The 15,191-nt window shown below is 61.1% G+C and carries 18 protein-coding genes; 1 reads left to right on the forward strand and 17 read right to left on the reverse strand.

All coding sequences use genetic code 11. The features are described from left to right. Positions 1-22: 22 nt before the first annotated feature. The gene (locus tag KR227_RS03635; RefSeq protein ID WP_218364327.1) at positions 23-331 is read right to left on the reverse strand and encodes a thiamine-binding protein; all 309 of its coding nucleotides are present in this window, start codon (positions 329-331) and stop codon (positions 23-25) included. A 175-nt stretch (positions 332-506) separates the two neighbouring features. On the opposite strand from KR227_RS03635, the gene mce reads away from it, so the two are divergent. Next, positions 507-965 carry a methylmalonyl-CoA epimerase gene (mce, locus tag KR227_RS03640; RefSeq protein ID WP_151529965.1) on the forward strand — a complete coding sequence of 153 codons (459 nt, stop codon included), beginning with the start codon at positions 507-509 and terminating at the stop codon, positions 963-965. Between the two features lie 28 nt (positions 966-993). Here mce and KR227_RS03645 read toward each other — a convergent pair whose 3' ends face one another. The 16 genes from KR227_RS03645 to KR227_RS03720 form a co-directional block, all read right to left on the reverse strand. Next, positions 994-1,287: a hypothetical protein gene (locus tag KR227_RS03645; protein WP_192796161.1), complete on the reverse strand. Its 294-nt coding sequence runs from the start codon at positions 1,285-1,287 to the stop codon at positions 994-996. Positions 1,288-1,385: 98 nt separating this feature from the next. Then, positions 1,386-2,078, reverse strand: coding sequence for an endonuclease NucS (gene nucS, locus KR227_RS03650; RefSeq protein WP_218363775.1), 693 nt, complete (start codon positions 2,076-2,078; stop codon positions 1,386-1,388). Positions 2,079-2,117: 39 nt separating this feature from the next. Further along, positions 2,118-2,576, reverse strand: a complete 459-nt coding sequence (locus tag KR227_RS03655) for a DUF2550 domain-containing protein (RefSeq protein ID WP_218363776.1) — start codon at positions 2,574-2,576, stop codon at positions 2,118-2,120. A 307-nt stretch (positions 2,577-2,883) separates the two neighbouring features. Further along, positions 2,884-3,252: a F0F1 ATP synthase subunit epsilon gene (locus KR227_RS03660; RefSeq protein WP_218363777.1), complete on the reverse strand. Its 369-nt coding sequence runs from the start codon at positions 3,250-3,252 to the stop codon at positions 2,884-2,886. Positions 3,253-3,262: 10 nt separating this feature from the next. Beyond that, positions 3,263-4,708, reverse strand: a complete 1,446-nt coding sequence (gene atpD, locus KR227_RS03665; protein ID WP_151529961.1) for a F0F1 ATP synthase subunit beta — start codon at positions 4,706-4,708, stop codon at positions 3,263-3,265. 3 nt (positions 4,709-4,711) lie between these two features. After that, positions 4,712-5,689, reverse strand: a complete 978-nt coding sequence (locus KR227_RS03670; protein ID WP_218363778.1) for a F0F1 ATP synthase subunit gamma — start codon at positions 5,687-5,689, stop codon at positions 4,712-4,714. A gap of 51 nt (positions 5,690-5,740) precedes the next feature. After that, positions 5,741-7,417, reverse strand: a complete 1,677-nt coding sequence (gene atpA, locus KR227_RS03675) for a F0F1 ATP synthase subunit alpha (protein ID WP_218363779.1) — start codon at positions 7,415-7,417, stop codon at positions 5,741-5,743. A 56-nt stretch (positions 7,418-7,473) separates the two neighbouring features. After that, the gene (locus tag KR227_RS03680; protein WP_151529959.1) at positions 7,474-8,292 is read right to left on the reverse strand and encodes a F0F1 ATP synthase subunit delta; all 819 of its coding nucleotides are present in this window, start codon (positions 8,290-8,292) and stop codon (positions 7,474-7,476) included. Between the two features lie 5 nt (positions 8,293-8,297). Continuing rightward, positions 8,298-8,867 (reverse strand): F0F1 ATP synthase subunit B, encoded by a 570-nt coding sequence (locus tag KR227_RS03685; RefSeq protein ID WP_151529958.1) that lies wholly within the window; start codon positions 8,865-8,867, stop codon positions 8,298-8,300. 30 nt (positions 8,868-8,897) lie between these two features. Beyond that, positions 8,898-9,137 (reverse strand): ATP synthase F0 subunit C, encoded by a 240-nt coding sequence (locus tag KR227_RS03690; RefSeq protein WP_018019996.1) that lies wholly within the window; start codon positions 9,135-9,137, stop codon positions 8,898-8,900. Positions 9,138-9,223: 86 nt separating this feature from the next. Continuing rightward, on the reverse strand, positions 9,224-10,000 hold the full coding sequence (gene atpB / locus KR227_RS03695) for a F0F1 ATP synthase subunit A (protein ID WP_218363780.1): 777 nt from the start codon (positions 9,998-10,000) through the stop codon (positions 9,224-9,226). A gap of 476 nt (positions 10,001-10,476) precedes the next feature. Then, entirely contained in the window at positions 10,477-10,899 is a 423-nt protein-coding gene (locus KR227_RS03700; protein ID WP_255549088.1) for a hypothetical protein, read from the reverse strand. Positions 10,900-10,941: 42 nt separating this feature from the next. After that, complete coding sequence (locus KR227_RS03705) at positions 10,942-12,141, reverse strand: MraY family glycosyltransferase (RefSeq protein WP_218363781.1); 1,200 nt, start codon at positions 12,139-12,141, stop codon at positions 10,942-10,944. Between the two features lie 289 nt (positions 12,142-12,430). Further along, positions 12,431-13,087, reverse strand: coding sequence for an L-threonylcarbamoyladenylate synthase (locus KR227_RS03710; protein ID WP_218363782.1), 657 nt, complete (start codon positions 13,085-13,087; stop codon positions 12,431-12,433). A 187-nt stretch (positions 13,088-13,274) separates the two neighbouring features. Further along, positions 13,275-14,306: a permease gene (locus KR227_RS03715; RefSeq protein ID WP_218363783.1), complete on the reverse strand. Its 1,032-nt coding sequence runs from the start codon at positions 14,304-14,306 to the stop codon at positions 13,275-13,277. 15 nt (positions 14,307-14,321) lie between these two features. Further along, positions 14,322-15,050: a TIGR03943 family protein gene (locus KR227_RS03720; protein WP_218363784.1), complete on the reverse strand. Its 729-nt coding sequence runs from the start codon at positions 15,048-15,050 to the stop codon at positions 14,322-14,324. Positions 15,051-15,191 lie beyond the last annotated feature (141 nt).

Genomic DNA, 15,191 nt, shown 5'->3' on the forward strand with positions numbered 1-15,191 from the left:
TACCGTGAGTTCGGCCGCATCCTCACTCAGCCTCACTCAGGTGCTTTTCTAGCGATGCTACTTTGCCCTTCAGCCGGTCGCTGTAGCCGGGCCGAATATCGGCCTTCAACACCAGCGACACCCGAGGACTCACCTCCATCACCGCCTCCGTGGCGCGCTTGACCACGTCCATCACCTCATCCCAGTCGCCCTCGACGAGGGTGAACATGGCATTGGTTTCACACGGCAGGCCGGAGGCGCGCACAACGCGCACCGCCTCAGCAACAGCCCCAGACATCTCGGCGTCCGTCGTGGGAGTGACGGTAGGTGCAACAGAAAAAGCAATCAACATGGGACACATCCTAGCTGCGTGTTTGCGGCCGCGCTGCCACCGGCGATGGGTGTGGTGGCAGCGGGCGGCGTCGATAAGCGACACGCGCTCGTGTTGTGTCACAGTGTGGTTTCTCTCAGTTCTCGCGGCCGGCTTCTGCCCCACAGCCGCTGCTAAGTGGCTTAAAGTGGGGAGCATGAGTAATGACATTTCTGGCATTGAGATTCCCCACGAGTACGTCGTCTGCCTAGACCACGTGGGTATCGCTGTTCCCGACTTCGACGCCGCCGTGGAGTTCTACCGCTCCGCATTCGGCTGGGTGAACCACCACGACGAAGTCAATGAAGAACAGGGCGTGCACGAGGCCATGATCGGCCCGAAGAACATGTCCGCCACCGACGGCATGATTCAGCTCCTCGCCCCGCTGAACGAGCAGTCCACCATTGCGAAGTTCATCGATAAGAAGGGCCCCGGCCTGCAGCAGATGTGCCTGCGCACCAACGACATGGACGCCCTCTGCGAGCACCTGCGCAACCAGGGCGTGCGCCTGCTCTATGATGCACCGAAGCAGGGCACCGGCGGCGCCCGCATCAACTTCGTTCACCCGAAGGATGCCGGCGGCGTGCTTCTCGAGCTCACTGAGCCGGTGAAGTAACTCCCCCACTCCCTTTTGGGCGCCGCCCCTAGCGGCGCGCCCAACATGCGCGGTGCCAATGACGACGATCAGCGGCACCGCGCATCGTGTCTTTCGGCCACGCCACAATATGCGCCGTGCCCGCGTAGATCGGCCCCTGACAGCCCGGGCACACATAGTCCTTCACCGCCGAGGGCCCGCCCATCTCGCGCACATAATAGTCGCGGCCGAAGCTATAACTCGGCCCCTCCTCCACGCGGGTACCCCAATAGCCGCTGCCATCGCGCGGCAACGGGCGCCGGGCATAGCGTCCCGTGGTGTTTCTGCGATTCCTCCGCGGCACGACACTTACCTCCCGTGTATCTGCGGTTATTCCACTGCCACTCTGATGCGTAGTAGCACCGCCGCTTATCGACGCCGCCTACCCGCCTTTTCCCCTGCTTAGAACAGGCGCAGCTCGTCGGATTCGAGCCCGCGCAGCTCGTTATAGTCGAGGACTACGCAGGAGAACCCGCGATCTTCGGCAAGGGTGCGTGCCTGGGGTTTGATCTTCTGGGCGGCGAAGATGCCGCGGACCGGTTTCAGTAGCTCGTCGCGGTTGAGTAGTTCCACGTAGCGGGTGAGCTGCTCCACACCATCGATTTCTCCGCGGCGCTTGATCTCGACCGCAACGGTCTGGCCTTTTTCGTCGCGGCAGAGAATATCCACCGGCCCGATCGCGGTGAAATACTCGCGGCGAATGAGCGTATAGCCGGGGCCGAGGGTGGTGATGTGTTCGGCCAGGAGCTCCTGCAGGTGCTGCTCCACCCCGTCTTTTTCCAGGCCTGGGTCCTCGCCGAGGTCGTATTCCAATTCGGAGTGGATGGCCTCGACTGTGATGCGTAGTTGCTCACCTTTGGAGTTTTCTACCACCCATAGCCGCACCCCGGCCTCGGCCTCGTCGGCATCGTCGATGGCCTGCTCGGTGAGCGTGCAGGGGGGCGTCATCCAGTTCAGCGGCTTATAGGCGCGATCATCGGCGTGGATGGACACGGAGCCGTCGGCTTTGATCATCAGCAGCCGATCGGCGGTGGGGAGATGGGCCTCGAGCCGACCCACATAATCAACGGAACAACGAGCAATCACAAGACGCATTCTGACTACATTAACAGAGTCAGCGGCGGGGTCTGAGAGCTATTGATGTCCCTGGCTTTCGCGAAAATACGAGCGTGCGGCCCGCAAATTGGTGCGCACGCGCTGCCGTGAGGGCGCCGCTTCAATCCACGCGGTCAGCGCCATTTCGCTGTGTGCGTCCAAGGCTACTTCGTAGTGCTGGCCGGCGATATCCAGCTCCAGGATGGACAGATACGGCTCCATAAAAGAAGCCTCCCCCGCGGTGATCCGGCGCCGAGATACCACCTGGGTATCGGACCGGCTGAACACCATATTCGGGGAAGGCAAAAGAGAGCGCACCTTGTAGTAATAGAGCACCATGCCGCGATAGCGGAGCATTCCGTGACGCCAGCCATGCACTCCTTCGGCGGGCAGCCGCCGCATAATAACCGGGGTGCCCTGGGATCGCAGCGTAAAAAATCGCCACAGAACGAGGAGGGCCGCCACTCCGGCTGCCGCAATAATCACACTGGCGATCACTCGCACTTCCATTGCCACTCTCCCGCCGCGCATCAGGTACTCAGAGACTCGGAAATTATTCCCAGTCTACATCTATTGCAGACCATCTTCTTCATTATTGCTTCTAGCTGCGCTTATCGACGCCAACTCGCCGCTATCTCCTCTGATGTCTGCTGTGAGACGCGCGGCGAAGCAAGGCAATACGCGTGCGACAAGAACAGGGACAGCACGAGAACAGACACAGCACGGGAACAGATATGGCACAAGAAAAGGCGCCACCCCTGTCTGGGATAGCGCCTTTATTCAGTAGCGTGTCAGCCTTGGGGCTTTAGCCCGCGTGGCGACGAACTGCCTTCAGCTCGGCTTCTGCCCGAGCCTTCTCCACAGCGTCGCCCGTGGCCAATGCGGACTCAGCGGCGGAAGAATCCACCTCGTCGGCCCACGTTGCATAGTCGGCCAGCACGGTGACCTTCTCCGGAGTGACGGAGAGGAAACCACCCTGGCAGGCGGCGACCTTCTTCTGGCCGTCTGTCGCGGTCAGAGTCACCACGCCATTGTCGACGAGCTGAGCGAGCATAGGCTCATGCCCTGGCAACACGCCGATTTCACCTTCGATGGTCTGCGCGGTGACGATGGTGGCCCGACCGGACCACAGCACGCGTTCCACGGAGACCAGTTCTGCGGCGATGTCAGCCATAGCTTAGCCCTTAACCTTCCGCTTGGATCTTCTTGTAGGCAGCCTCGACGTCGTCCAGCCCGCCGAGACCGTTGAAGGCCTGCTCCGGGTAGTGGTCGAACTCGCCGTTGCAGATGCGCTCGAACGCGTCGATGGTGTCCTCCAGCGGCACGTAGGAGCCGGGCAGACCGGTGAACTTCTCAGCAACGAAGAAGTTCTGGCCCAAGAAGCGCTCGATACGACGGGCACGCTGCACCGTGATCTTGTCTTCCTCGCCGAGCTCATCCATACCGAGGATGGCGATGATGTCCTGCAGTTCCTTGTTCTTCTGCAGAATACCGATCACGCGCTGCGCCACTGCGTAGTGACGCTCGCCGACAATACCGGGCTCGAGGATACGAGAGGTAGAGGTCAGCGGGTTCACGGCCGGGTAAATACCCTTCGATGCGATACCACGATCAAGCTCGGTGGTGGCGTCGAGGTGGGCGAAGGTGGTGGCCGGGGCGGGGTCGGTGTAGTCGTCCGCAGGGACGTACACGGCCTGCAGCGAGGTAATCGACTTGCCCTTGGTGGAGGTAATGCGCTCCTGCAGGACACCCATCTCGTCAGCCAGGGTGGGCTGGTAGCCCACGGCCGAAGGCATACGACCCAGCAGGGTGGACACCTCAGAGCCAGCCTGAGTGAAGCGGAAGATGTTGTCGATGAACAGCAGCACGTCCTGATGCTGGACATCGCGGAAGTACTCCGCCATGGTCAGACCGGACAGGGCCACGCGCATACGCACTCCTGGCGGCTCATCCATCTGGCCGAAGACAAGCGCGGTGTCTTGCAACACGCCCATCTCCTCCATCTCGAGGTGGAGGTCCGTACCCTCACGGGTACGCTCACCGACGCCGGCGAACACCGAGGTACCGGAGAACTCGCGGGCGATACGGGTGATCATCTCCTGGATGAGCACGGTCTTGCCCACACCTGCACCACCGAAGAGACCGATCTTGCCACCCTTCACGTAGGGGGTGAGAAGGTCAATCACCTTGATGCCGGTTTCGAGGATCTCGGTCTTACCCTCGAGCTGGTCGAATGCCGGCGGCTCGCGGTGGATGCCCCACTGCTCGCCGTCGCGGCCGAGACCCGGCTCGTCGAGGCAGTCACCGAGGGCGTTGAACACGTGGCCCTTGACGACGTCGCCCACGGGCACCGAAATCGGCTTGCCGCTGTCCTTGACCTCCGCACCGCGGACGAGGCCGTCGGTGGGGGCCATGGAGATGGCGCGCACGAGGTTATCGCCCAGGTGCTGAGCGACCTCGAGGGTGATGGTCTTTGCCACTGCTTCGAGGGTGACCTCGACTGTCATGGCGTTGAAGAGTGCCGGAAGAGCGCCGCGGGGGAATTCCACGTCGACAACCGGCCCAATGACACGAACTACTCGACCGGCAATTGCGGTCTGAGCATCGTGCTCTTGTAGAGCTGTAGACATAATTTAGTCACTTTCTCCGCTTTCGGCGAGCGCTCCCGCGCCACCGACGATCTCTGTGATTTCCTGCGTAATTTGAGCCTGTCGAGCCTGGTTGGCAACGCGGGAGAGGTCATTGACCAGCTCGGTTGCATTGTCCGTAGCGGACTTCATGGCGGTGCGGCGGGAAGCGGATTCTGCCGCAGCGGCCTCCAGGAACAGGGCGTACACGGTGCGCGAGACATACTTCGGCAAAAGCTCTGCCAGAAGAGTGTCTGCGTCGGGCTCGAAAAGGTAGTCCGCTGCCACACCCTGGTGTTGAGTCAGGATGGAGTCCTCGGAGTCGAACTCCTCAGTTTCCAGGACCGGCTCGATGGGCAGCACCTGCTGCACCGAAGCGGTCTGGGTCAGCATCGACTCAAACTTGGTGTAGACAACGTGGACCTGGTCAAAGCCCTGAACGCCCTCGCCCTCATCGCTCTTCAAGCCCTCACGGGGCTTGGTGTAGCCCTCGGAGCTGGCCAGGAAGCCATCGATCAGGTGACGACGCACGTCGTGCGTTTCTTTCCATGACGGGTCTTGCGAGAACCCAGTCCACGCACCCGCAAATTCTTCGCCTCGGAAACTGTAGTAGCCAACACCCTTGTTACCGGTGACATAGCGCACCGTTTCGTAACCGCGATCCTCCAGCATGCGCGTAAGCTCCGCTGCCTTCTTGAACACGTTGTGGTTGTAGCCACCGGCCATTCCTCGGTCACTCGAAACCACCAACACGGCGGCACGCTTGCCGTTTTCACGCTCGTGCAGCATCGGATGATCCAGGGAGCTGGCGGATGCCAGCTTGTTGATCACACGGTGCAACTCGACCGCATACGGCTGCGAGGCCTCAACCCGTGCTTGGGCCTTGGTGATTCGCGAGGTGGCGATCATTTCTTGAGCTTTAGTGATCTTCTTAGTGGAGTTCACTGACCTGATGCGGTCGCGAAGCTCGCGAAGATTAGCCATGAATCATCGCCTCCCTTCTTTTCCTTGGACGGTCATTGTGTGCATCACTGCTTACTTCTTAGCAGCTTTCTTGGACACGGAAATCTGGCTCTTGCTGACTTCCGTCTCGTCGAGTGCATCAACTTCCGGCTCATTGATAATCGGGGTTCCGTCCGAGGCCTGGAAGCTGGCCGCGAAGTTATCGGCTTCTTGGCGCAGCTGATCCTTGGACTCATCAGAGAAGGGAACGCCGCCCTTAATCTGCTCGAACACGTCACCGGCAAAGGCATGCAGGTGCTCGTGCAGCTCAGACTCGAAACGACGGACGTCCTCAACGGGAACGGAGTCGAAGACGCCTTCGTTCGCGAGGTGGATGGAGACCATTTGGTCCTCCACGCTCATCGGGTTGTTCTCTGCCTGCTTCAGCAGCTCCACGAGGCGCTGTCCGCGCTCGAGCTGGCGCTTGGAAGCGGAGTCCAGATCCGAAGCGAAGGCAGCGAATGCCTCCAGGTCGCGGTATGCGGCCAGATCCAGACGCAGGTTACCGGAGACCTTCTTCATGCCCTTGGTCTGAGCGGCACCACCCACACGGGAGACCGAAATACCCACGTTAATAGCGGGGCGGACACCCTGGTTGAACAGGTCGGACTCGAGGAAGACCTGACCGTCGGTGATGGAGATCACGTTGGTCGGGATGAAGGCGGACACGTCGTTCGCCTTGGTCTCGATGATCGGCAATGCGGTGAGCGAACCGGCACCCATGTCGTCGGAGAGCTTCGCAGCGCGCTCCAGCAGACGGGAGTGCAGGTAGAAGACGTCACCGGGGTAAGCCTCGCGTCCCGGAGGACGGCGCAGCAGCAGGGAGATCGCACGATACGCCTCGGCCTGCTTGGTGAGGTCATCGTAGATCACCAGCACGTGCTTGCCCTGGTACATCCAGTGCTGGCCCAGAGCGGCGCCCGAGAAGGGAGCCAGCCACTTGAAGCCTGCAGCATCGGAGGCCGGGGCCGCCACGATGGTGGTGTAATCCAGTGCGCCGTGCTCGCGCAGAGTCTCGCGGACTCCAGCGATGGTCGAGCCCTTCTGGCCGATGGCCACATAGATACAACGGACCTGCTTTTGCGGGTCGCCGCTGTCCCAGTTGGCCTTCTGGTTCAGAATGGTATCGATGCAGACCGCGGTCTTACCGGTCTTGCGGTCACCAATGATCAACTGACGCTGACCGCGACCAATCGGGGTCATTGCGTCGATTGCCTTGATGCCGGTTTGCATCGGCTCTTCGACCGGCTGGCGCTGCAGCACGGACGGTGCCTGCAGCTCCAGGGCACGCTCTTCTTGCGATGCAATTTCGCCCAGGCCGTCGATGGGCTGGCCCAGGGGGTTGATAACGCGGCCGAGGAAGTCATCCCCAACCGGAATCGAAAGGACCTCTCCGGTCCGCTTTACTTCGTCGCCCTCTTTAAGAGTCTCGTAGTTACCCAAAACCACAACGCCGACGCGGTCAGTGTCAAGGTTCTGAGCGACGCCAATCACGCCGCCAGGGAACTCGAGCAGCTCATTCGCCATCACCGACGGTAGCCCCGAAACCTGGGCAATACCGTCAGCTGCCGAAATGACCACGCCGACCTCCTCGCGGGAGGCCTCCGGGGAGTAGCTCGAGGTGTAGCTAGCAATCGCGCTACGGATCTCATCGGAGGAGATCGTCAGCTCCGCCATGTTCTTCCTGCTCTCGGTTGTTTCGTCCAGCATGTTGTCCAAAAATGTAGTCGTGTCAGTGCGTAGTGCCTGTGACCCGCAATGCGGGTTTAGGCGAATGCGCGGCGCATTCTTTCGATCTTGCCCTTGGTAGAGCCGTCGATCACTTCATCACCGACGCGGATGATCACTCCACCGAGGAGGCTGGTATCAACCTCGGTATGGACGTTCATCGCACGACCGTAAATACGTCCCAGTTTGTCCGCTAGTGCCTGCTCCTGCGTGGAGTTGAGCTCTGATGCAGCAACGACATGGGCAACTGAGCGGCCAGAGACCTCTGCAGCGGAGTCAACGAGAGAAGCCAGATCATCGATCGGGTTCTTCTCTGGGCGACCAATGGCTTGCAATGCAAGCGCCTCGGTCACCGCGGTGACCTTGCCGTAGAGAACCTTGGCAAACAGCTCACGCTTCCGAGATGCAGGTTGGGTCCGGTCGCTGAGAAGATGAGTCAATTCGGGCTCATCTTCCAGGATGCGGCTCAGTCGGAAGAGCTCGCCTTCCACCTGCTTCAGCTGACCCTGCTCCTGTGCGGAGCGGAACAGGAAGCGTCGTCCAACCTCAACAAGTCCGGTGCGCATCTCGCGCGGGTTGGACCAGTTGAGCTTCACAATGTCGCACAGCACGCCAAGGGCGGTCTCCGAGACTTTGCCCCCAAACACCGTCTCCATCAGGCCGGCGCGAGCGTCGGCCGGAGCGGCTGTATCGGCTGCTGCCACACGCAGGCCGCGGTCAACATCCAGGGCATCGACGATGTCGAACAACTCGGTGCCCGTCTGAGCGGTAACTGCTACTGCGTTGTCGGAGCTGTTGGCCACGCGGTCAACAAATCCGAACGCTTGGTTTAGCGCCTCGCGGCTCGCTGCGTGCATATCGCTCACTTTCCTGCCGGAGCCACGCTATCGAGCGAGGACAAGAAGTTATCGATCGTGCCCGAACGCTTGACGTTGTCGGAGAGTTGCTCTCCGAGCAGACGCTCAGCAAGGTTGATCGAGTTCTGTCCCATCTCGGAACGCAGTTCAGAAACAACCTGCTCGCGCTGGGCAAGAAGCTGCTTCTCTCCGGACTCAATAATGCGGTTGCTCTCTTCGGTGGCCTCGGCCTTCATCTCGTCCACGATCTTCTTGCCCTTGTCGCGGGCTTCTTCGCGGATCTGCTGTGCTTCGGCGCGGGCCTCAGAAAGCTGCGCGTTGTACTTTTCCAGCGCGGCCTTTGCCTCAGCCTGTGCGGCCTCGGCGCGTTGAATGCCGCCCTTGATCCGGTCCTCACGCTCGGCCAGGACCTCTTGGAACTTCGGAAGTACGAACTTCCAGAAGAGGAACAGGATTACGATGAGCGAAACAAAGGACCAGACGAGGTCGTAGTTAGCAGGCAACAGCACGGAGAATTGTCCCTCCCCGGGAAGCTCCTCCCCACCGGCTGCTAAGTAGGTATAGACGTTCGTCATGAGTCTTTAGTGCTTTCGTGTCTGTTCGTCTTAGAGGATGAAGCCGGCGACCAAGCCGATGAGGGCGAGGGCCTCAACGAAGGCGATGCCCAGGAACATGGTGGTACGCAGCTGGCCGGCCATCTCAGGCTGGCGAGCCATGCCCTCGAGGGCCTTACCAACGAGGATGCCGATGCCGAGGCCCGGGCCGATGGTGGCGAGACCGTAGCCGACGGTGGCGATGGAGCCGTCAAGACCGTTAGCGGCCTGTGCGAGGATGACTTCGTTCATGATGTGTCGTTCCCTTTCTAGGGGCTCAGCGCTTCCTTAACTGAGCCTGGAATTGTGTGGTTTTTTGGTCCGCTGAAATCAGCGGGTCAGTGTTCGTCTGCGTGCAGAGAGAGTTCGATATACACGGCCGACAGCAGGGCGAAGATGTACGCCTGCAGGAAAATGACCAGCATCTCGAACAGAGTGAATGCAATCGCTGCGAATAGGGTCACTGCGGACAGCGCGGTCCAGCCATTCATCTGCCAGAAGAAGAAGTTGGTGGCAGAAAACAGCAGCACCAGGATGATGTGACCGGCCAACATGTTGGCCATAAGACGCAGAGTGAGGGTTGCGGGGCGCAGCACGAAGGTGGAGAAGAACTCCAGCGGAATCACCAAGAAGTGCAGCGGCCATGGGAGATTAGGAATCACCACAGAGGACTTGACGTACTTGAAGAATCCGTAGCGCTTAGCACCCGCATAGACGAAGGCGATGTATCCGAAGATCGCCAAGACCAGCGGCATGCCGATTCTGGCGTTCGGAGAGATGTTGAGGCCAGGAATGATCGAGGGGATATTCATAGCCAGAACAAGGAAGAAGATAGTGGCAATAACCGGCAGGAACCGGCGGCCCTCCTTCTTGCCCAAGATATCTTCCGAAATGTGAATACGAACGAAGTCAAGGAGCATCTCGGCTACGTTCTGGAGGCCACGCGGAACAACCTTGGGGTTGCGCATAGCCACGAGGAAGAAGATCGCCAACAGCACCGCCATAAGCAGGCGGACGAACATCAGACGGTCGATTGCGAACCAAGTATCGTCGAACCAAATTGGACCCGGGGAAAATTCGTGTTCCAGAGAGGGCGGATGGAACTCACCCTTCATGGACAGTGTTGTAACGCTCAGCGTTCTCTCCCGTGTTCGGGCCGAAACGCCCTGTACAGAGCAGCTTCGGTGCGATGGACGTCTGATTTTCTTTGGCCGTACCGGACTCCGTCGCACATCTCGTGACGGCCAATTGTGGGCAGCGCATAGGAGCGTTTGCCCGTCGATAAGATTATCAGGCTTGTCTCAAGTTCACCCGAAAGATGAAACGGCCACGCCCACCCCTCGCCTAGACATAAGAAAAACCCGCGCGTAGCGGGCATTTTTCCCCTCTTGTAAGCTGTCTCACAGGGGCTATACGCCCCTGTTATGGGGGTGGTTCCGCCGGCACGGGTTCTCGCGATAACTATTGAGCAGAGTGAATAGATGCACCACCAGCCCCAGCAGCATCCCCCCAGTAGAGGGGATTACGGCGGGAGAACATGTCTTGTGTGGGCAGCAAGTAGGCGTCGATAAGCGTCCGCCCGCACTCGCAGTTAGTTGATGGTGGTCACCTTGGTGGTCATAATCGCCCAGACCTCGGCACCGAGAACGATCACCAGCGCCGCGATCGTGGTCACAACGAGCGCAATCGGATCATAGAACGTCAGGTCGCGCAGGGCCCACAGCACGATGATGAGCACGACGATCTTCACGAGCCAGCCACCCAGCACCACCACGCCCGTCATCTCCGGGGAGGTATTGGAGGTAAGAAGGGTGCTGAGCACGGTGAGCAAGACGAAACCGCCACCGATAGCCGCGCCGAGAAGCACGCCCCACACCCCGGGGAGATCGCGAATGAGCCACCACAGCAGCACCGACAGCATCGTCACGGCCACCAGCGCCAGCGAACCCATCTTCATCGCGCGCACCAAGGGGCGCCGCGGATCATCGTATTGCGAGGCGGTTTTTTCAGTCATAATGCGGAAATTGTACACACTACGCACTAGCGCAGCGCCCGACTAGGAACCCCGCGCCACAGAGGTCGAGCTGCGGCGCATATGGCGCCCTTCCCCACTGCCCCGAGTACCGGCCGCGCGGCGCAGCGAAGGCAGCACCGTCAACACCACGGCGAGCAGCGCGCTCACCCCGAAGATCGGGCCGGCGATGCGCGCCGGAAACACCGTGAACCCCACCGCACCGAAGGCCACCACCGACACCCAGGTGTACAAAATGAGCACCACGCGGCGGTGGGTGTGGCCGATGTCGAGCAGGCGGTGATGCAGGTGCTTGCGGTCGGCGGCAAAGGGCGAGCGCCCCGCGGAGACGCGCCGCACCACCGCCAGAACCAGGTCCAGCACGGGGATGAAGATCGCTGCCGCCACCACGATGAAGGGGCTGAGCAGGGCGACGATGTCCTCGGTGCCGTAGAGGCTCATATTGATCTTGCCCGAGGCGGAGGTGGCCGCGGCAGAGAGCAGCAACCCGATGAGCATCGCTCCGGTATCGCCCATGAAAATGCGGGACGGCTCGAAATTATGGGGCAAGAAACCGGCACAGACCCCCACCAAGGCAGCGGCGATAATCGCCGGTGGATAGGCCGAGACAGCTCCGCCTTGATCGTGCAGCACCGTCAGGGAGAACACGAGAATGGCCGCCCCGGCGATCATGCCCAGCCCTGCGGCGAGTCCGTCGATGCCGTCGACGAAGTTAATGGCATTAATCAACGCCACCGTAAACACAGTGGTAAAGACCGTGGACTGGACACTATCGAGGATGACGGTGGTGCCCTCCCCAAAAGGCACATAGATCAATGTCCACGACAGTCCGAGGGCGCTCATCACAATGGCGGCCAGAATCTGGCCGATGAGCTTCGTGACGGCGTCGAGCTCGAAGATGTCATCGATCACGCCCACCACGACAATCACGATGCTCGCCCAAAACACCGCATGCATTTCGGGAGTCATGGGCATAAACCCACGCGTCAGCGCCGGCAGCTGGGAGGCCATCACCACCGCCAGCACCAGCCCGGTAAACATCGCTACCCCGCCGAGCTGTGGCTTCGGGATTGTGTGCACGTCCCGATCCCGAATATCGGCCAGCAGCCCGGCGCGCACCACCGCATGCCGAATGATGCCCGTGGTGAGATAGGTGACCGCGCAGGCTGCCAGCAAAATGAGCGCAAGCTCACGCAGCGGAACACCCGCTCCACCAGCGCCCATCGTGTTGTCCTTTCCTTCTCGTGCCGCCCAGGTTGAGTCTCGCGGGCGATATCTACTACTGCTACTACGCAGCAGCGTCGCCCCTAGAGTGGCCCCTAGTGTGGCCCCACGCCCTGTGCACTCTTCGTCTCAGCAGTCTAGGCCACCGCCAGCACTCGCGGGGTGGCCACGGCTGTGGCAGAGGCCAATTCGTCTTTTTCGCGCACCGCCGCGTGCCGACGCGTGCTGCCGACGCGCCGCATCACCACGGGCCAAACGATGGGCCGTGAGCGGTGATGTCTCGTGTACTTTAGCGGGCGCGGAGCTGCTCTGGGTCGATCTCGAGCACCTCTGCGATCCGCTCCGCGGAGATTGCGCCCTCGCGGAGCAGCCGCGTCTTGTTGCCGGAGAGATCGACGATGCTGGAGGGCTGTCCCATGGCGCACTCCCCACCGTTGAGATAGGTAGACACCGCGTTGCCGAGCTGCTGCTTGGCGTCGACAACGGTGGTGGCCGGTGGCTGCCCGGAGATATTGGCGCTGGATACGGCCATCGGGCCGGTTGCGCGGAGCAGTTCGATGGCCACGGGGTGCAGCGGCATGCGGAGCATCACGGTGCCGCGGGTATCGCCGAGGTTCCACATCAGCGACGGTGCTTGTTCGATCACGATGGATAGCCCGCCGGGCCAAAAGGCCTCGACTAGGCGTTGGGCATTGGGCGTATAAGTATGGACCAGGCCGCGTACTGTGTCCCAGCTTCCGATGAGTACCGGCACCGGCATATCTGGGCCACGACGCTTCGTGGCGAGGAGCTGATTCACCGCCTGATTATTGAAGGCATCGCATCCCAAGCCATAGAGGGTATCGGTAGGAAGAACAACGAGCTTTCCTTCCGCAACCTCGGCTGCGGCGGTGCGGACACCGAGCTCGCGCTTGTCATCTTGGGAGCAATCGAAGATCCGAGACACGTCGAATTCTCTCCTTATACGTCAGCGGCAATTGTGGTGGTGTAGCAAAAATAGTACGCCCCAGAGCACACGGCGCGATAACACCGTCCACGGTAGGCCGCCTATTCGGGTGCTCGTAGCTGCAGAGTGGCGAGGCTCTCTGCGGCGGCACATGCCCACCACGTGGCCTCAGCACACGCCAGCGGCGCTATAGTCCGCCGAAAAGTATACCGCCGACGATCACCGCACTGAGGATAGAAAAGGCCAGCGCGAAGGGCACAAAACGCAGCACAAAGGCCTTGCCCCACATGCCGTATTGCATAGCGATGAGCTTGATATCCACCATCGGCCCCACCACGAGGAAGACGAGCTGCGCTGTGGGCGAGACATGGGTGAAGGAGGCTGCGATAAAGGCATCGGCCTCCGAGCAGAGGCTGAGCACGATCGCCAGCGCCGCCATCACGGCGACGGCCACGAGCGGGTATTCATTGATCGTCTCGAACCAGGAGCGCGGCACAGTCACCTTGATCAGTGCCGCAGCCATCGCGCCGAGGGCGAGGAAGCCACCGGCGTTCATCAGATCGCTCAGCGCGGAGGCACGAAATACATCCAGCTTCTTCGCGTGGCTATGGTCGTGGCCGCGGCCGATCTCCATGTGCTCCTCTCCCCTGATGCTGATCCACATCCATCCCACGAGGATGGCGGCGGCGAGCGAGGCGAGAAACCGCGCCCACACCATGAGGGGAAAGCCATTGAAGGCCACGGCGGTAGAGACGAGTACCACCGGATTGATCGCCGGCGCGGCGAGCATGAACGCAAGCGCCGCAGCGGGCGGAATCCCGCGCCGAATCAGTGACCCACTCACCGGAACCGAGCCGCATTCACATCCCGGGAGTAATAGACCGGAGCTGGCCACGGTGGGCACGGCGAGAAATTCATTGCGCGGAGTAATTGTGCGTAGTGCGGTATCTGACACAAACGCCGATATCGCCCCCGACACGATCACGCCGAGCACCAGAAAGGGCATGGCCTGCAACGTGATGGCGACGGTGATCGAGGCCCAGGATTCCACTGCGCCGCTCATGGGCAGGATAGGCCCGCGAATGCGGACCACCACCAACGCAAGGGAGAGCAGAGCTACCGCAGCGACGGGAATAAGCCACCAGCTGCGCGGCCCTATTCCGTGCCTGCGCTGGCGGAGATCGCTCGCGGTGTGCGGGGGATGCGCGTGCGTGGTCATCTCACACCTGCTTTCTTAGAGATAAGGGCGGTTGGGTTGATCGATCGGCTCGGTTTCTTCCACCCGCAGCACCGGCCATTGCGCGTCGGCTGCGGTGTCTACTGTGCCGCTGAGCTCGTACCACTGATCTGAAACTGGTTCCGCGAGGCCTTCTAGGCGTACTTGATAGGGAATGGCATCGGCCGCGCAGCAATAGATCTTGAACCGCCCGAGAAACCAGCCTCCCTCCGCGCCTTCTGAGGCGAAGCCCACCACCCGGACCTGCACCCCATCGAGGTCCTCTTTGGAGCCAAAGTAGAAGCGGTTGGCGAGATCCTCGAGCGTGATCTCATTGACCTCATCACGCGCCAGCTCGGGAAAGGCGATGGTGCCATCGGGGTTGCGTTCCACCCGTACCAGTTGTTGGGCGCGCTGCGCCTGCGGATCCCCCATGCTTGTCGACGCCCCGCCCACGGCCGCCGAGCCCAACATCGACGCCCCTAACGGGTCCGGCGCGCTCACCACCGCGAGCAGCACGGGCACAAGCAACACCCAGGACGTGGCGCGCACTGGGTGCTCCCCCGCTGCGGTGGCCGCGTCGAGCCGCACCCGAGCCAGGGACCATACTCCCAAGCCGAAAAGCGCCAGCCCGGTGAGAATCATGATCGGGCGAAAGAAGGGCTGCACATAGTTATTGAGCTGCCCAGTGATCGCCAATACCAGCAACACGATGCTCAGCAGCACCACGATAGTGGAGGCCAGCACGGTAGATAGGCCATGTGCGGGGCTGGTCTCGCGCGTCTCCGCGCAGCAGGCCTGCTGAGGCGGAGATGAATGCTCACACGGAGCCATGGTGAGTAGATGTCCTTTCCACGGGCTACTACGCAGCAGAGTGATCTGAAAATC

This window comes from Corynebacterium sp. TAE3-ERU30, from assembly GCF_019209925.1.
Lineage (GTDB): Bacteria > Actinomycetota > Actinomycetes > Mycobacteriales > Mycobacteriaceae > Corynebacterium > Corynebacterium megadyptis.